The organism is Adlercreutzia sp. CNCM I-6207 (assembly GCF_977072305.1).
Genome location: NZ_CDRVLZ010000011.1, coordinates 1 through 17205 on the forward strand (window position 1 = coordinate 1; position 17205 = coordinate 17205).

Genomic DNA, 17205 nt, shown 5'->3' on the forward strand with positions numbered 1-17205 from the left:
GCCCAAAGTGGAAAGGGTGCTCCGCCATTTGTTCATGGCCGACGCGAGTTTCCGCAGCTCGAGGAAGCGAGATAATCCCTATACTGGTTGACTGTCAAAATTAATTAAAAAAGATTTTGATCTCGCGCTCGGCGGACTCCGGGCTGTCGGAACCGTGGATCACGTTCTCGTCCATGATGAGGCCGAAATCGCCGCGGATGGTGCCCGGGGCCGCCTCGGCCGGGTTGGTGGCGCCCATGAGCGAGCGGCACTTGGCCACGGCGCCCTCGCCGGAGACGACCATCTTCACCACGGGGCCGGAGGTGATGTACGCGATCAGCCCGTCGTAGAAGGGCTTGCCCTCGTGCTCGGCGTAGTTGGCCTTCGCCTGCTCGGGGGTGACCATGCCCAGCTCCATGCGCTCGATGGTGAGGCCGGCGCGCTCGAAGCGGTTGATGATCTCGCCGATGTGCCCGTTGCGCACGCCGTCGGGCTTGATCATGGAGTAGGTCTGCTGGATAGCCATGGAAATCCTTTCGTTTGAGGGTCTTGCTTGCAGACGGCCCGCAAGGCGCGGGCCGGGATTGCTGAAATCGGAAAACGGCCCGATGCGCTTTAGGCCTGGCTTGGGAAGTACAGCTCCACGTTGCTGACCTTCCACGTGATGCCGTCGCGCACCATGGAGACGCGGTACTGCACCTCGCCGCCCTCCTCGGTCTTGGCCGTGGCGTACACCGTGGACTCGGTCATGGAGCGGCTCACGCCGTCGATAGTCACGTTGGAATCGGACACCACCGGATCGAGCATGGCCGGGATGGCGTCTTTGTCCACATCGGCGGAGAACACCTTGTCAGCGGCAGCGGACGGGTCGCTGAACAGCTCCCGGGTCACGGTCTGCACCGTGGGGTAGCCGTAGCCCTGAGTATAGGCGAACACGCCGGCCGCAGCGGCCAGCACGATGACGATGACGAAGAACAGCAGGATCTTCAAGCCGACGTTGCGGCGCTTGCGGTCCTGCTTGGCCAGACCGCGCGACCACTGCTCGAGCTCGGCGTCGGTGGCCGTGAAGAACCGGTCGTTGTCGACGTTCTCGTAGGCGCCCACGTAGCCGGGGAAGCTCGCCGGGTCGGCCTCGTAGGTGCCCTCGTCGTAGTAGAAGGCCTCGGAGACGTCGCCGCCCTCGTAGGCGCCCTCGTCGTAGACGCTCGTGCCGTCGGCGGCCACGTCGAGCCCCGACGTATCGGCCAGCTGCAGCACCTGGGTGGCCTGGTTCTGCTCGGACGTTCCCTGGGCCACGGCACCCACGGCGCGCTGGTAGTCGACGCTGGCCGAATCGGACAGGTAGTACGTCTTGTCGGCGATGGCCTCCTCGAAGGCATGCACCGCCTTCTCCATCTGGCCGCAGGCCACGTAGGCCTGCCCCAGGCTCGCCTGCAACTTGTTGCGCGTGGCCGGCTGCATGTCGAACTGCAGCGCGCTCTCGTAGGAAGCCACGGCGTCGGCCGGGCGGTTCAGGGCCATGAAGCACACGCCCAGGTTCAAAAGCGCCTTGGTGGGGTCGGGGTTCGACTCGTCCAGAGCGGCCTCGCGGAAGGCCACGCCGGCCTCGGCGGACTTGCCGAGCTTCATGAGCGCGTTGCCCATGCCCATGTAGGACTTGTAGGGAGTGGGGTTGGTCGTGTCGGCCACCGACTTCTCGAAGCAGTTGATGGCGTTCGTGTAGTCGCGCAGCGACGCGTAGGCCATGCCGAGGTTGCACTCCACCGTCGCCAGCGCCCGATAGGCCGTATCGGCCGTGGCCTGGCTGTAGGCCTGAATGGCCTCGCGCGGGTTCTTCAGCTTCACCAGACAGTTGCCGATCTGGTGGTAGAGAAGGCCCATTTCCCCGGGAGTGAGCGGGAAGTTCGTGTCCTGCAAGCATTCCGTGAAAGCCATCAGCGCGCCGCGGTAGTCACGCAGGCGGTAGCGCTCATTTGCTCGATCGAATAACTCGTTGTTCATAGACTTCCTTCACTCGACATTCGGGGCGCCGCTAAGACGGCGCGGCAGTGGGGTGAGACGGCTCGGACGGCGGGCGCCGACCCCTCTCGCGGGGCGGTACTTACTCGGCGGCGTTCTCGATGACGACGGACTCGATGACATCGCCGGCGCGCAGCTGTCCGATGACGTCCTTACCCTCGATGGTCTGGCCGAACACGGTATAGCCGGAGTCCAGGTTGTGCTGAGGGCCCAGGCACAGGTAGAACTGCGAGCCGGCGGAGTTGGGATCCATGGAGCGGGCCATGGCGAGCGCGCCGTCCTCATGGGAGTTGTTCGGGTTGGTGGTGAACTCCTCCTTGATGGAGTAGCCCGGGTTGCCGGTGCCGAAGGGGGCCATGCCCGGAGCGCGGCCGGCGGCCACCTGCTCGGGGGTCGCCTCGCGGGTGTTGGGGCAGCCGCCCTGGATGACGAAGCCGGGCACGTAGCGGTGGAACTTCAGGCCGTCGTAGAAGCCCTTCTGGGCCAGCTCCACGAAGTTGCCGACGTGGATGGGGGCGTCGTTGCCCGCCAACTGCACGCGGATGGGGCCCTTGGAGGTGTTGATGACGGCGATCTCCTCGCCGGTGGGCTGATATTCCGGGGTGTAGAGAGCCATGGGGCTCCTCCTTTGTTCTCGGCGACGCGGACGGCCGGCGCTTGGGGGCGCTGCGGGCGCGAATGCGTCTCATTGCATACGGGGAATGATTCTAGCAGGTTAGGAGCCGGACCGCTCGAAAATGCTAACCACTTCCACATGGTAGGTCTGCGGAAAGAGGTCGACGGGGGTGACGCGGATAAGACGGTAGCCCTCCCGCTCGAAACGGGCCGCGTCGCGGGCCCAGGTGGACGCGTCGCAGCTGACGTAGGCCACGCGCCGCGGCGAGGCGGCGGCGATGGAGGCCACGACCCCGTCGGCGAGTCCGGCGCGCGGCGGATCCACCACGAGCGCGTCCAACTCCCCCAGCTCGGGAAGCTCCCGGGCGGCGTCCCCACCGACGATGTCGATGTCGACGCTGGCTCGCTCGGCGTTGCGGCGCAAGTCGCGCACGGAGCTACCGGCCGACTCCACGGCCACCACCTCGGCCCCGGCCCGGGCGAGCGGCAGCGTGAAGGTGCCGGCGCCGGCGTAGAGGTCGGCCACGTAGTCGCCGGCCTCCACCTCCAAACCCGCGAGCACCAGCTCGACGAGCTTCTCGGCCTGGGCCGTGTTCACCTGGGCGAAGGAGGGGGCGCTCAGAAGCAGGCGGCTGCCGGCCACCTCCTCCTCCCAGCAGCCCTTGCCGGAGATGGCCTCCACCTTCTTCACCTTGCGCGCGCGCCCGGGATCGGCCACGACGCGGACGACGGAGGTGTTCTTCAGCGCGCTGGCGAGGGTTTTGGCCGCCGCGGCCCGCGGGAAGGGGCCCGGGGTCGTCCACAGGGCGATCTCCACATCACGGGTGCGCAGGCTGCCGCGCACCCCCACGCGGAACAGGCCCAGGTCGCTGCCGCCGGAGAGGTAGCGCAGCGCGCCCCTAAGCGCCTTGGGGGCACCTTCGATGTTCCGGTGGGCCAAGGGGCACGCGTCCAGCGAGACGACGTCGGCGCTCCCTTCGGGACGCATGCCCAAGATGAGGCGGCCGGCACCGTCGGCGCCGCAGGACAGCTCCAGCTTGTTGCGGTAGCCCCACTGGCGTTTCGAGGGCACGCAGGAACCGACAAGGGCCTCGGCGCGGGCCGCGTCCATATGGGCCGTGCGCACTAGAGCGTCCACCACGTTCGCCCGTTTGGCGACAAGCTGAGCCTCGTAGGCGAGGGGCGCCCAGGGACATCCCCCGCAGCCCGCCGCGCACGGGGGCGCCACGCGGTCGGGCGAGGCCTCAAGGATCTCGGCCGCACGCCCGCGGGCGAAGCGGGGCTTCTCCTCGGTCAGCTCCACGCGGACGACATCGCCCGGCACGGCCCCTTCCACGAACACAGTCTTGCCGTCAGACAGGTGCCCCACGGCCGCCGACCCGAAGCTCATGCGCTCGATGGGCACCACCTCGCCGGGCGCGCCCGAGGCGCACGGGGCCGAAGCGGGAGCCGTCGCGACCTCAGGGGCCGCCGCGTCCTGAGCCTTCGCCGTGTCGACGGAGCGGTCGGACGCGGCGTTATCGTTCCTGGTGGACGTATCGATCACTGGGGGCTCCTGTTCCGTTCTCGTTCCATCTGAGGGGTATTTTGCGGATTTGCCGTCCGCGGCGGCGCAATTGCCCTATAATAGCGCAGCACCCGCCTGGCGGGACCCTGAATTCGTGCCCTCGTAGCTCAGGGGATAGAGCACTTGCCTCCGGAGCAAGGTGCCGCAGGTTCGAATCCTGTCGAGGGCACCACCTTCAACGCGCAAGCCCCGCCCCCGCGGGGCTTTTTCATTGCCCTACCGCTGGCCCACAACGACGGTGAGGGCGTCGGGGACGCAGTCGATGAGGAAGTGCGTGCCGAAGAGGGGCTCCCCGTCAATCTGGGCCGGCGGCTCCTCCTCGAAGTCGAGCACGAGGGAGGACGCCCGCCGGAAATGGATGTGGTCGCTTCCCGCGTGCTTGCCGCCCCGGGCGCGCAGAAGGAGCGCCAGCGCCCGCATGGGCGAAAGCTCCGGCGTGGCCCAGCAGATGTCGAGCAGCCCGTCGTCGAGGCGCGCCTTGGGTGTGATGCGGAAGTGGCCACCGTAGGTGGGCCCCACCTGCACGGCTACCAGATAGGCATCGTCCCATTCCGGATGAGGGGCGCATCCCGGCTCCGCCCCCAGGACATCCATCTTGAAGGAAAACACCTGCAAGTGGTGGAACAGCTGATCGACGGCACTTTCCAAATAGAGCATGGTGCCGGCGCGGCCGGACTTCTGGCGACGGTCCATGGTGTCAAGCGCGATAGCGGCGTCCAAACCGAAGGAGAGCGTCTCGGCGAAGTAGCGGCCGTTGACGCGCCCCACGTCGGCCCGCACCGTTTGAAAGCGCAGAATTTCGGTGACCGCCGTGGGGACGGAGTAGGCCATGCCCAACGTCTCGGCGTAATCGTTGCCGGAGCCCACGGGGATGACGGCCAGGACCGGGCGATCCTGGGGGGCGCGGGCCATAAGGCCGTTCACCACCTCGTTCACCAGGCCGTCGCCGCCGAGCGCGATGACGCAACCCACGTCGGGGCCCAGCTCGCGAGCCAGCGACTCCCCGTGGCCGGCCCAGGCCGTGGTAAGCATTTCGAAACGCCCGTCGCCCACGCGCTCGCGCAGAAGCCGCGCCGCCTCGGAGGCGGCCACGGCCCCTCGCCCGCTCTTCGACACGGGATTTGCGATGAGGACGATGCGCCCCTCTTCTATGGAAGGAACCACGACTTGCCTCCTAACCAAGCAGCCGACGCAACGCCGACCTGCGATTTCCCTCATTCTAGCACCGAGTACCGTGTCCCTCACCTACCAAGTCGCGCTGTTCGCAACTCGTTTTCGAAACGGAGGGGTCGCCCGCTCGCTACTCGAGGACGGCGCCGGTGTCGCCGTCGAGGAAGATCTTGCGCGTCACGAAGTTGTACACCATGACGATGGCCGTGGCGACGATCTTCACGATGAGGTAGCTCACGCCCAGAACCGACGAGCCGAGCCACATGAGCAGATCGTTCACCCCCAGGCCGATGACGGAGAGCACCACGAAGATGACGAACTCGCGCCGGCGCGAAAGCCCTTGCTTGTGCGTGAACACGTAGCGCATGGAGGCCAGGTAGTTGAAGACGACCGACACCGTGAAGGAGATGGTGGCGCTGATGAGGTAGTTCACGCCGGCCAGCTCTGTGAGCGCCACCATGAGGCCATAGTCGATGACGAAGGCGATAACGCCCACCACGCCGAACTTCATGAACTGCTGGACGAGCTTTCCCATCGTATTCTCCCTAAGGCCTTTCATAAAGAAACCCCGCTCGCAAGCGGGGTTCAGCGATTCTCAAGTGGTGCCCCCAACGGGAATCGAACCCGTATTTCAGCCTTGAAAGGGCCGCGTCCTAACCGTTAGACTATGGGGACCGCTTAAAACAGCTTGCATAGTATGGCAGAGTGCACCGCACTTTGCAAGGACGTCGTTCGCTTTTTCTCGGCGACGGCCCTAGCGCTCGGCATCCGCCTCCATCACCCGGTACACGCTCATCTCCCACTGGCGCCGGTGGGACTTCGCCACGGTGTCCAGGATGAGCCCGGCCGTCCAGGAGAGCGCCGCCACGATCATGAGCGCCACGGCGAGCACCGCGGAGGGGAGCTTCGCCACGTAGCCGGTGCCGAGGTACTCCGCCACCACCGGCAGCCCGAAGCACAGCCCCACCACGGCGAGCGCCAGGCCGAGCCATCCGAAGAAGGCCATGGGGCGGTAGTCGCGGAACAGGCTCGCGATGGCCGCGAGCACGAGCATGCCGTCGGAGAAGGTGGACAGCTTGCTCTCCGAGCCCTCGGGCCGGTCGCGGTAGTCGATGGGCACGTCGGCCACCCGCCAGCGGCGGTCCACGGCCCAGATGGAGATCTCGGTCTCGATCTGGAAGCCCCCGCTCATGACGGGCATGGTCTTCACGAAGGCGCGGGTGAAGGCGCGGTATCCCGTCATGACGTCCTCGAAGGCGTAGCCGTAGATCACCTTGATGAGCCGACGCACCAGGTTGTTGCCGAAGTTGTGGAAGGGCCGCTCGTTCTCCTTGCCGTAGGCGCCGTTGGAGATGCGGTCGCCCACGGTCATGTCCGCCTCGTCGGCCGCCAGAGGCGCGATGAGGTCGCCGGCCGCCTCGGCCGGGTAGGTGTCGTCGCCGTCGACCATGAGGTAGTACTCAGCGTCGATGTCGCGGAACATGGAGCGCACCACGTTGCCCTTGCCCTGGCGGGACTCCCGGCGCACCACCGCCCCGGCCGCCGCCGCGATGTCCGCGGTGCCGTCGGTGGAGTTGTTGTCGTAGACGTAGATCGTCGCCTCGGGCAGCGCCGCGCGGAAGTCGGAGACCACCTTGGCGATGGTGGGCGCCTCGTTGTAGCACGGGACGAGCACGGCCACCCCCTCGCCGCGCCGGGCCGCATCCACCGCGGCAGCCGTGGCCTCGGCGTTGGAAACTGTCGCTATATCGGTCATGGGAAGACAAACCTCCTGTCCATTGTTGACCGCGTCCATTATCTTAAATGAACGCGGGGGCGCGGAAAATCCCCCGAGAAAAACTTTGACCGAATCGGCGAAAAGCCCCTGCGACCCATAAGCGGATTTTCTGGCATCTTGGCGGGCTTGCCGCCGACGCGGGGCCGATGCGGGGAAAATAGGCTATGATAGCTTCCATGAACACACCTGCATCGAAATCGACGGAGCCCTCGGCTCAGATCGCTCCCGCCCCCGCCCAGACGCTCGCCGTCCCTGCCGAGCCCTCGCCCTCCCCCCTCGCCACGGGCGCCCAAGGCGCCACGGCCGCCGAGGCCATTGCGCGCGCCCTGGCCGAACCGGCCCGCACGGCCGAGGAGGCCGTCGCCCGGCCGCTCATCCTCGTAGTGCACGCCTCGGTGGGCTCGGGCCACCGCTCGGCAGCCAACGCCATCGCCGAGGCGCTGGAGGAAGCCGGCGAGGCCGCCCGCGCGGCCGGGGACGACAACTCGCTGGAAGCGCGCTCGGAAGTGCGCGTCCTCGACATCCTCGATTTCGGGCGCATCGTGTTCGACGGCGACAAGACCGCCTCCATGTTCACCGGCTGGACGCGTCCCTTCTACGACCTCACCTGGCGCTACACCCTCACTGGGCGTCTTCTGTGGGGCGGCGGCACCATTTGGGCGCGCCTCATGTACCCGAAGTTCACCGAGTACGTGCGCCGCCTGCGGCCGGCGGCCATCGTCGCCACCCACATCACCGCCGCCAACGTGGCCGTGAGCGCTCGCATGATCACGGGCCAGAGCTTCCCCATCGTCTGCGTGCCCACCGACTACGAGGCCGAGGGGCTGTGGCCCCATCTGCACACCGACCTGTTCTGCGTCGCCAACGAGTCCATGGCCGAGACGCTGCGCCCGCGGCGCGTGCCCGAGGACCGCATCCTCATCACCGGCATCCCCGCCAGCCCCGCCTTCTCGCGAACCTACGACCGCGCTAAGGCCCGCGAGGCCTTCGGACTGCCGCAGGACAAACAGGTGGTGCTGGCGCTCGCCGGGGCGAAGCTCCCCCAACCCTATGTGCACTTCCGTGCCGCCATCGGGGAGATGCTCCCCTTCATGCACGCGATGCCCTCGATGCAGCTGGTGATCGTCGCCGGGGCCGACGAGGACTACGAGCGCGAGCTGCGGCGCCAGGTGGCCGAATACGGCCTGGCCAACGTCACGGTACTCGGCTACGTGAACGCCATGGCCGAGCTCATGGAGGCCGCCGACGTGGTCATCTGCAAGCCGGGAGGCCTCACGGTGACCGAGTGTTTGTGCGCCCATGCGCCCATGATCCTCTTGGGCCGCGCCTACGGCCAGGAGAAGGCCAACGTGCGCATGCTCACCGCCGCCGGAGCCGCTATGGCCGCCACCACGCCTCGCGAGCTCTTGGACACCCTGCGCCACATCAGCGACCACTCTGCGAGCGCCCATGCCATGCTGATGAACGCCTCCATCCTGCGGCGCCCCAACGCCGCCGAGGACATCGCCCGGGCCACCTTCGCCCTCATCCGGCGCGAACCGCCGCGAGACGCGAAGCTGCGGGCCAAGCACTTCCTGCACTTCTACTGGGGCAAGAAGCCGGCCCACGTCCGCTAGGACGCCCCAACCGCTACCGCCACGATCCGAACCACGAAAGAGAGCTTCATGACCACCTTTGCCGAACTCGGCCTTTCCGACGCCGTTCTTGCCGCCGTCGATCATCTCGGCTACACCGAGCCGACCCCCGTTCAAGCCCAGGCCATCCCGCTCGTCCTCCAGGGGCGCGACATTATCGCCGCCGCCAAGACCGGCACGGGAAAAACGGCCGCCTTCTCGCTGCCGAGCCTGGACGTCCTCGCCCGCGCCGAGCGCAAGAAGGCGCCGGCCATGCTCGTCATCACCCCCACCCGCGAGCTGGCCATGCAGATTCAGGAAGTCTGCCAAACCATCGCCCGCACCCGCGGCCTGCGCGTCGCCAATGTGGTGGGCGGCGTGAAGATCGAGCCGCAGATCGACCGCCTCGCGCGCGGCGTGGACGTGCTCATCGCCACGCCGGGGCGCCTCATCGACCTCATGAACCAGAAGGCCGTCGACCTCTCCCAGGTTCAAGTGCTCGTGCTGGACGAGGCCGATCGCATGCTCGACATGGGATTTCTCCCCTCGGTGCGCCGCATCGTGGAGGCGACGCCGAAAAGCCGCCAGACACTTCTGTTCTCGGCCACCATCGACAAGGGCGTGCTCGACCAGGTGGACGCCATGCTGGACGATCCGGCCATTGTGCAGATCGCCGCGAAGGGCGAGACGGCCGACACCGTGGAACAGTACATCGCGCACGTGCCCCACACCCTGAAGCCCGACCTTCTGGCGGCACTTTTGAAGGAGCGGGGGCACAAGCGCGTCATCGTCTTCGCCCGCACGCGCCATCGGGCCGATGCTGCCTGCCGCAAGCTGAAGCGAGCCGGCTACCACGCCGAGGCCATCCATTCCGACCGCTCCCAGAACCAGCGCAAGCGCGCCCTGGACAACTTCGCCTCCGGCGAGACCGACATCCTCGTGGCCACCGACGTGCTGGCCCGCGGCATCGACGTCGACGAAGTGTCCTATGTGGTGAACTACGACGTGCCCACCCAGGCCGAGGACTACGTGCACCGCATCGGCCGCACGGGCCGCGCCGGAGCCGAGGGCTTCGCGATCACCTTCGTCAGCCCCGAGAACAAAGACGAGCTGGCGGCCATCGAGAAGCTCATCAAGCGCGACATCCCCGAGATCGAGATCGCGGGCTTCAACTTGGAAGAGGCCGCCGAGGCCGCAGCCGAGCGCGCCACGCGGGCCAATGCCCGACGCGACCCCGAGCTGGCAGCGGCCGCCCGCGAGCTCGCCAAGAAGGAGAAGCGCCGCGCCAAGGAGAAGGAGCGTGCCGAGCAGGCTGCCGCCGAGTCGCGCCAGCGCGGCACGCGCAAGAAGCAGGGCGGCAAGAGCGCCGGCGCCGCGCACAGCTCGAGGAAGAGCGGGACGGGATCTAAGGCGGCTCCGAAATCCAAAGCGCCCAAGGGCGGCAACCGCGCGAAGACGGGTTCCGCGGCGGCAAGCGGCGCGCCGCGTACGTCGAGCGACTTCCGCCCCGGTCGCGCCCATCGCGCTGCCGTCGCCGCCAAGCGCAGCGGCGGCAAGCGCCGCGGCTAAGAGCATCTACGTCATAAGTTTTCCGTAGGGGGCGACCTTGGTCGCTCCCTGTCGCAAGGATCGCCATCGCCGAGAGGGCCGACCGAAGTCGGCCCCTACGGAGTCGTGCACAAGCCGACCATTGCCGGAACATGGCGGTGGCAGCCGAACCACAGCGGCCCGTTGCGCCCGCGAGCGGGCAAGCCGTCCAACGTTCGGGCTGCTCGCCGGGAAGATACCCTCCGTTTGCCGTACTCCACATTCAGCGGAGGATTGTTCGGGTATTGTAACCTCAGTATTTCTGGGGAAGGGAATATTGCATGAAGATCGCTGTCGCTTGCGACGGACTCGATATAGCCGCGGCTGCGGCCACCTGCTCGAGCTTTGCCTGTTACACCACGCAAAGCGGCGTCGTCACAGGCTGCAGCAACGTGCCGAACATGGGGCTCACTCCGCGCGAGCGGGCCTCCATCCTGCAGCAAATGGGCGTCGATGCCCTCATAGCCCGTCAATTCACCCCCGAGGGCCTCGCGGCCTTGGACGAAGCGGGCATCGAGGCCGTCATCTCCAACGCCGCGTCCCCCCGCGAGGCGGCGGATCTGTACCTTTACCGCACGCTCATGGGTGAGGAGGGCCTATCGGAAAAGAGCATCAAAGAGGAGCCTCTCGGCGAGCTGGACGACGCCTTCGCCCGCATCGAGCTTAAGCTCGTCGCCCAAAGCGCTTAGCCCTCGCTCGCACTCCCTCAACGAAAAAGGACCCCGAAGGGTCCTTTCTTTGTGCGCTCTTTCGAACGAAGCAAATTAAGCCACAGCTTTTTTCGCAACTTCCACCAGGGCGGCGAAGGCCGTCGGGTCGTTCACGGCCATGTCGGCGAGCACCTTGCGGTCGAGCACGACGCCGGCCTTCTTCAGGCCGTTCATGAACACCGAGTAGGACAGGCCGTTGATGCGGGCCGCGGCGTTGATGCGGGTGATCCACAGGCGACGGATCTCGCGCTTCTTGTTGCGGCGGTCGCGGTACATGTACTGAAGCGAATGCTGCACCTGCTCCTTCGCGGCGCGGTAGGAACGAGACTTCGCACCGTAGTAGCCCTTCGCACGATTGAGGACGGTACGACGCTTCTTGCGGGCATGGACGGAACGCTTTACACGAGGCATATCTTAATCACTCCTTGAAGACGAATGGGACTAGCGAAGGCCGAGCTGGCGCTCGACGACCTTGGTATCCGCCTTGGCGACCTCGGTCTCGTGGCGGAAGTTGCGCTTGCGCTTGGGGCTCTTCTTGGTGAGGATATGGCTCTTGAACGCCTTGGCGCGCATGAGTTTGCCGGTACCGGTCTTGCGGACGCGCTTGGCCATACCGCGATGGGTCTTCATCTTGGGCATTAGTTGTCCTTTCCTTCGTCGTTCTTGGAATCCTTTTTCTTTTTCGCGGTCGCGGGCAGAGGCGCGATGAGCATGTGCATGTTGCGCCCCTCCATCTTCGGCTGGTTCTCGATGACGGCAACGTCCTTCAGGTCGTCGGCCAATCGTTCGAGAATGGAGAGGCCCTGCTCGGGGTGGGCCATCTCGCGGCCGCGGAACATGATGGTGATCTTCACCTTGTTGCCGGCCTCCAAAAAGCGCAGCACGTGCTTCTTCTTGGTGGTGTAGTCGCCCACGTCGATCTTCGGCCGGAACTTCATTTCCTTAACCTCGATCTTGTTCTGGTTCTTACGAGCCTGCTTGGCCTTGATGGCCTGGTCGTACTTGAACTTCCCATAGTCCATGATGCGGCATACGGGCGGCGTGGCGTTCGGAGCGATCTCCACCAGATCGAGATTCATGTCGTCGGCGATCTGTTGGGCCTGGTGCGTGGGATACACGCCCATCTGGTTCCCGTCGAAATCGATGAGACGGCACTCGCGCGTGATGATCTCGTCGTTGAGCCGGGGCTCTTGAGCAGCTATCGCGCTCACCTCCCTTTCGTGTTCTCACACATAAAAACCCGCCGGGCCAACAAGGCGCACGGCGGGCTTACACGCAAAGTTTCTATCTGCGGGTACCCATCAGCAGCCTTGAAAGGCGCCGAACCAGGTGGAGAGCTTTCGCCCTCGCTTGATTGACAGCTTGCCCAGTATAGCGTTGCCGTCGCTCCCGCGCAAGGGAAATTCTAGGAGTTTACATATATGAAGATGGTGCGGACGGTGTCGGCCAAGTTGTCCGAGGCGTTGGCCATGGAGTAGTCGTAGGAGAGCACCGCCGACCAGGCATGGGGCGCACCGTCGATGTCCACCTCGCCGTTGAAGGAGCAGTACTCCTTGGTGCGGGTCGTGCCGTCGGTGTCGAAGGAGGTGTAGGACTCCGCGTCCTCGGGCAGCTCCACGGCGCCCTCGGGCACCGACACGCCGGCTTCGGCCAGGGTCTTCTCGATGATGTGCTCGGTGCGCACGGCATCGGCGAAGCTGAGGGAGCCGTAGCCGAGCGAGCTGGTGGACGTGGAATAGCCCGCCTGAATGATCTTGCCGTCGGCGTCGAGTCCCAAATACACCGTGGGCGTACCCGTACGGCTGTCGGCCGGCTCAGCGGTGAGCGCGACGCGCACCTCGCTCTTGATGGGGTTGCCCTCCTCGTTCACCGCCCGGGGCTCGGCGGCCGTGGCGCCGTGCTGCAGGATGTCGATGGCCTCCTGCTGGGTGTGGCCCAGCAAGCTCACCAGGTCGGGCACCGTCGTCACCTTGGCGGCATCGGCGGAGTCCGTCGCGTCCTCGGAGGCGATGGCGGCGACCTCCTGCTCCGAGGAGAGCGCCTGCTGCACCGCGCTGGAAGAGGCCTCCTTGTACAGCTGAACGCCGAAGTAGACCATGGCGGCCAGAATGAGCACGAGCAGGATGATGACCACGATAAGAATGCGGCGCATACGGCGCGACTTGCGCATGTACTCGGGCAGCTCCGCCTTCTTTCGGGCCTTCTCGTTCATCTCACTCGCGTGCTTGGCATGGCGCCCGCGCGAGGCGCCGTCGCCCTTCTTCGCGCCATGGGCGGCCTTGCTCGCAGGCTTGGTTGGCGCCACGTCGGCCGTCACCACGCCGAGGGACACAGCGTCGGGCACGGGCGAGGCGTCCGCGGCATCGGCGCCGTCGGCGTCCAGCGGACGACCGGCGTAGAAGTCCTCGAAGACCGCTTCATCGGGAAACGACTCGCCGGCGGGCAAGCCCTCGTCGTCGAGTACTTCCCCATCGCCCAAGTCCACCTCTTCGAAGACGCCCTCCTCGTCGACGACGACATCCTCCCCGATGATGGAGCCGTCGCCCTCGTCCACGGGGGGCATGGCCGTGGTGAAGCCATCCGCCGACACGGGGTGGAAGGCCTCGGTGAGGCCCATGGCATTGCCGTCGTCGGCGCTAATGCCGGCGTCGCGGTTGCGCTTGCTTCTTCTCACCATGTGCTCGCTGTTCCTCTCGCTTCTCGAAGGCCCACGGGGCTAGTGGGCCAAAAGGTACCAGGCCGCAAAGGCGACAATGCCCAGCACGGCCACGACGATGATGACCTTCTGGGTCGTGGACATCTTGGTCGCTTCCAAGTCATCGAGGGTCGTCTCATGGTAGGAGGCGGCATCGGCGGTCTCTCCCGCACCCTCCTTTTCCACGGCGGCCTCTTCCACAGCCTCCGCTACCGCGTCGTCGGCCTCTTCGGCGGCCGGCTCGTCGACCGGCTCCTCAAGGGGCGCTTCCTCGACCGGCTCCTCGGCGGCCGGCTCTTCTACGACGCCGGCCTGGATGACCACATCGTCGTCATCGTCGGCCGTGACCGTGATATGCGAGAACTCCTTGGAATTCGCCATGGGAGCTTGCATCCTTTCTGTTTGGGGTTGCCCTATTATAGCCGATGGGCCGCGCGGCGCGCATCCGCTGCACCAGTTCTGCATCCGGGCACCACGCGAGGGCGCCGCGCGAGAGCCGCCGGGCCGACGCCCGCAGAGCCGTCGCGGCGGCCGCCCCTCAGCACCCTTTAGGCCAGAAGGTCGACGACGTTGAATCCCTCGCCGCTGGCACGGATGACCTCACCGTTGCCGAAGCAGCACACCGGTCCGGCCCCGGCGATGGCGTCCACCGAGGAGGCCAGCGCGCGCACGTCATCGATGCCGGCTGCGCACACCTCCTCGCGCACCCGGGCCCGGTCTTCCAAGGTGGCGCCGGAGAAGTATAGGCCGTCCTGGCGACGCAAAAGCTCGCGGGCCTTGGCCGGCGCGTCCAGGGAGGCCACCGTGGAGACCACGTAGCCGTCCATCTCCGATTCCGTGGGGTTAAAGACGCCGGCGAGCCAGTCGCCGGAGGTGCGGAAGCGCTCGACGGTCTCGTCGATGCGCGGGTCGCGGTAGGAGTAGAAGCGGCTCGAGCCCGAGCGCGTCGTCTGGAAGCCGGCCCCGTAGGCGCCGCCCTTCACGCGCACCTCCGTCCACAGAAAATCGTAGGACAGGATGCGCGAGGCCAAAAGCCACGCGCCGCCGTAGGGCTCGCCGAGCAGGCGGCGGTCCCAGCCGCAGGCGGTGTAGGTGACGTCGCTCGCCACGACGAAGGCCTCGTGCCCATCCTCGGGCGCCGGCACCGTGAGCACCGGGGCGCCCGCCATGCCGCCGAAAGGCGAAGACGCCTCCCGGAAGGCAGCGAGCGCCGCCTCGTCGCCCCCGAAGGAGAGCGTGCAGCCGCCGTCGGTGAACAGGCGGCGGGACAGCTCGGCCAGCTTCGCGGAAAGCTCGCAGGCCCGCTCGTCGAAGCTCGCGAGCAGCTCCTTCAAGAAGCGGTAGAAACCGACGCCGGAGAGCGCCTCGCGCACCACCCCGGCCGGCAGGTAGTAGGAGGCGACCCGCGCCATGGCGGCGCTGTGGCCGGCCGAGGCGAAGGCCTGCTCCATGGCGATGCGCCGCTGGCCCAAGATGTCGCGGATGCGCTCGGTGTCGGAGAAATCGGTCTCGCGCAGCACTTCCTCGGCCAGGTGTGCCGCCCAGGGCACCTCCTCGTCAAGGGCGGAGGAGCCCATGACGAACATCGGGCGCAGCCGCTCGCGGTTCTCGGCGTCCTCGTGCACTTCCACGGCGAACCCGAGGTTGCCCAGATGGGCCTGAACGAGGGTGTCCAGTTCGGCTGCCGTGTGGCGGGACGTATCCAACTTGCCGAGCACGCAGGCCAGCACCGTGGCGTAGGGCAGCTCGTCGAAGGCGAGGCCGTCCATGGCGAAGTAGCGATAGGCGTAGGCGATGCCGCGGCAGGGCAGATAATGGCGGATAAGGCGCCAGGGCCCGCACTCCCCCACCTCCCACATCGCCTCGGCGGGCGCCTCGCCGATATCGGCCCGCGAAAGCTGCGGAAGTTTCGCGAGGGCCTCCGGCGCGTCCGGCGCCTCCTGGGCCTCGCGCAGCGCGCGCACGGCCTCGCGGATAGACGCGGCCTCGTCCTCGGTGAGCGCCGCGGCCGCCTCGCGCTCGCCGGCTGCCTCGGCCTCTTCGGCGGCCTCGTCGCTTTCCGTGGGCACCACCTCGGCGCAGGCGCGGTGGTCGTTATCCAGGAACAGCTCGCGCAAAAGCGCCTCGAAGTACCCCTCCTCCACCTTCTCGCGCAGGCTGGCGAAGACGTCCTCGAAGCGCAGGTAGGCCGCCGGGTCGTCGTCGGAGTACAGCCATCCGGCCATGGCGGACATGGCCAGCACCACGCCGTCGGGGTAGCCGAAGTTGCGCTCGCGCATGACGAACTCGGCGTGGGAGAGGGCCGCCCGCACCAGCTCGCGGTCGAGCCCGCCCTCGGCGAGGCGCCGGGCCTCGGCTTCCACGATGGCGCGCAGCGCATCGGCGGCGCCGGGCCGGGCGCCGCGCAGGGACACCACGGCGAAGGGCTGGGCCACGGAGTCGGCCACATACCCGATGGCGTCGTCGGCGATGCCCGCGTCGAGCAGCGCCCGCTTCAGGGGCGACTCGTTGGCCCCCATGATGGCGTCCATCAGGATGTCGGCGGCCACAATGCGCTCGCGCTCGGCGGCACGCCCGATGACGAATCCCACGGCAGCGCAGGCGTTCTCCGGTGCGGTGGCCATGGGCACGACAACTGGCTCGGGAGCCACGGGAGCCTGCAGCCCGAGCGGATTGATGTCCAGCGGCCCGCGCTCTTTCGCGGCCAGCGGCGCCAAATAGCGCTCGTCTAGAAAGCCGAGGAAGCGGTCGGCATCCAGGTTGCCGTATAGGATGATGTAGGCGTTGTCGGGACGGTAGTGGCGCCGATGGTTCTCGAGAAAGCCCTCGTAGGTGAGCGTTGGGATTGCCGCCGGCGTGCCGCCAGACTCGAAACGGTAGGTCGTGTCCGGGAACAGCGCCGCCGACAGCCCGTCGTAGAGCACGGAATCGGGCTCGGAGAGCGCGCCTTTCATCTCGTTGTACACTACGCCGTTCACCACAAGGCGCTCGCCTTCTCCCTCCCCTTCCAGCTCGCGGTGCCAGCCCTCCTGCTGGAAGATGACGGGGCGCCGGTAGATATCGGGGTGGAAGACCGCGTCCAGGTAGACGTCCATGAGGTTGACGAGATCCTGCTCGTTGGTGGACGCCACGGGGTACATGGTCTTGTCCGGGAAGGTCATGGCGTTTAAGAACGTCTGCATGGAGGTCTTCAGCAAATTGACGAAGGGCTCCTTCACCGGGAACTTCTCCGATCCGCACAGCACCGAGTGCTCCAAAATGTGGAACACGCCGGTGTCGTCGTCGGCCGGGGTCTTGAAGGTGATGGAGAAGGCCTTGTTGGCGTCGTCGTTCTCGATGAACATGAGGCGGGCGCCGGAGGCGGCGTGATGCATGAGGTGCACCGTACCCTCCACCTCACTTATCGGCTCGCTTTTCACGGCGGTAAAGCCGTGGGAGGCGGCCACCTGTTCCAAATCGGTCATGGTCTGTCT

16 protein-coding genes and 2 tRNA genes are annotated in these 17205 nt (G+C 66.7%); 4 read left to right on the forward strand and 14 right to left on the reverse strand.

Annotation, left to right across the window (positions count from 1 at the left end):
• Positions 1-100 precede the first annotated feature (100 nt).
• The 4 genes from ndk to rlmD all read right to left on the reverse strand — a co-directional run bounded on the left by ndk (position 101) and on the right by rlmD (position 4159).
• Complete coding sequence (ndk, locus tag ACW4QM_RS06825) at positions 101-505, reverse strand: nucleoside-diphosphate kinase (protein ID WP_114539746.1); 405 nt, start codon at positions 503-505, stop codon at positions 101-103.
• An 89-nt stretch (positions 506-594) separates the two neighbouring features.
• Entirely contained in the window at positions 595-1980 is a 1386-nt protein-coding gene (locus tag ACW4QM_RS06830; RefSeq protein ID WP_455798311.1) for a tetratricopeptide repeat protein, read from the reverse strand.
• A 100-nt stretch (positions 1981-2080) separates the two neighbouring features.
• Positions 2081-2614, reverse strand: coding sequence for a peptidylprolyl isomerase (locus ACW4QM_RS06835; protein ID WP_114539744.1), 534 nt, complete (start codon positions 2612-2614; stop codon positions 2081-2083).
• A gap of 99 nt (positions 2615-2713) precedes the next feature.
• On the reverse strand, positions 2714-4159 hold the full coding sequence (gene rlmD / locus ACW4QM_RS06840; RefSeq protein WP_455798312.1) for a 23S rRNA (uracil(1939)-C(5))-methyltransferase RlmD: 1446 nt from the start codon (positions 4157-4159) through the stop codon (positions 2714-2716).
• Between the two features lie 117 nt (positions 4160-4276).
• Here rlmD and ACW4QM_RS06845 point away from each other — a divergent pair.
• Positions 4277-4352: transfer RNA gene (locus ACW4QM_RS06845), tRNA-Arg, on the forward strand.
• A 44-nt stretch (positions 4353-4396) separates the two neighbouring features.
• Here the strand turns inward: ACW4QM_RS06845 and ACW4QM_RS06850 are convergent.
• The 4 genes from ACW4QM_RS06850 to ACW4QM_RS06865 form a co-directional block, all read right to left on the reverse strand.
• On the reverse strand, positions 4397-5344 hold the full coding sequence (locus tag ACW4QM_RS06850) for a diacylglycerol/lipid kinase family protein (protein WP_225885608.1): 948 nt from the start codon (positions 5342-5344) through the stop codon (positions 4397-4399).
• A gap of 136 nt (positions 5345-5480) precedes the next feature.
• Positions 5481-5885: a GtrA family protein gene (locus tag ACW4QM_RS06855; protein WP_114539743.1), complete on the reverse strand. Its 405-nt coding sequence runs from the start codon at positions 5883-5885 to the stop codon at positions 5481-5483.
• Positions 5886-5950: 65 nt separating this feature from the next.
• Positions 5951-6025, reverse strand: a tRNA-Glu gene (locus ACW4QM_RS06860).
• Positions 6026-6104: 79 nt separating this feature from the next.
• Positions 6105-7106, reverse strand: coding sequence for a glycosyltransferase family 2 protein (locus ACW4QM_RS06865; RefSeq protein WP_117284853.1), 1002 nt, complete (start codon positions 7104-7106; stop codon positions 6105-6107).
• A gap of 197 nt (positions 7107-7303) precedes the next feature.
• Here ACW4QM_RS06865 and ACW4QM_RS06870 point away from each other — a divergent pair, with 197 nt between their 5' ends.
• From ACW4QM_RS06870 to ACW4QM_RS06880, 3 genes are all read left to right on the forward strand, one after another.
• Positions 7304-8743: a glycosyltransferase gene (locus tag ACW4QM_RS06870; RefSeq protein ID WP_455798313.1), complete on the forward strand. Its 1440-nt coding sequence runs from the start codon at positions 7304-7306 to the stop codon at positions 8741-8743.
• A gap of 48 nt (positions 8744-8791) precedes the next feature.
• Positions 8792-10309 carry a DEAD/DEAH box helicase gene (locus ACW4QM_RS06875; RefSeq protein WP_114549525.1) on the forward strand — a complete coding sequence of 506 codons (1518 nt, stop codon included), beginning with the start codon at positions 8792-8794 and terminating at the stop codon, positions 10307-10309.
• Positions 10310-10608: 299 nt separating this feature from the next.
• Positions 10609-11016: a NifB/NifX family molybdenum-iron cluster-binding protein gene (locus tag ACW4QM_RS06880; protein WP_114539740.1), complete on the forward strand. Its 408-nt coding sequence runs from the start codon at positions 10609-10611 to the stop codon at positions 11014-11016.
• A 75-nt stretch (positions 11017-11091) separates the two neighbouring features.
• On the opposite strand, the gene rplT is transcribed toward ACW4QM_RS06880, so the two are convergent.
• The 6 genes from rplT to ACW4QM_RS06910 all read right to left on the reverse strand — a co-directional run bounded on the left by rplT (position 11092) and on the right by ACW4QM_RS06910 (position 17196).
• A complete protein-coding gene (rplT, locus tag ACW4QM_RS06885; RefSeq protein ID WP_114539739.1) occupies positions 11092-11448 on the reverse strand; it encodes a 50S ribosomal protein L20 in 357 nt (118 codons plus the stop codon).
• A 30-nt stretch (positions 11449-11478) separates the two neighbouring features.
• Positions 11479-11676, reverse strand: a complete 198-nt coding sequence (gene rpmI / locus ACW4QM_RS06890) for a 50S ribosomal protein L35 (RefSeq protein ID WP_022739722.1) — start codon at positions 11674-11676, stop codon at positions 11479-11481.
• Entirely contained in the window at positions 11676-12248 is a 573-nt protein-coding gene (infC, locus tag ACW4QM_RS06895; RefSeq protein WP_227070203.1) for a translation initiation factor IF-3, read from the reverse strand. Before infC ends, rpmI begins: the two co-directional genes overlap by 1 nt.
• Before the next feature lie 194 nt (positions 12249-12442).
• Complete coding sequence (locus ACW4QM_RS06900; protein WP_117284912.1) at positions 12443-13714, reverse strand: histone-lysine N-methyltransferase; 1272 nt, start codon at positions 13712-13714, stop codon at positions 12443-12445.
• 39 nt (positions 13715-13753) lie between these two features.
• Positions 13754-14113 (reverse strand): SURF2 Surfeit locus protein 2, encoded by a 360-nt coding sequence (locus ACW4QM_RS06905; RefSeq protein WP_227070202.1) that lies wholly within the window; start codon positions 14111-14113, stop codon positions 13754-13756.
• A gap of 167 nt (positions 14114-14280) precedes the next feature.
• Positions 14281-17196, reverse strand: a complete 2916-nt coding sequence (locus ACW4QM_RS06910) for an insulinase family protein (RefSeq protein ID WP_302012416.1) — start codon at positions 17194-17196, stop codon at positions 14281-14283.
• Positions 17197-17205: the final 9 nt, after the last annotated feature.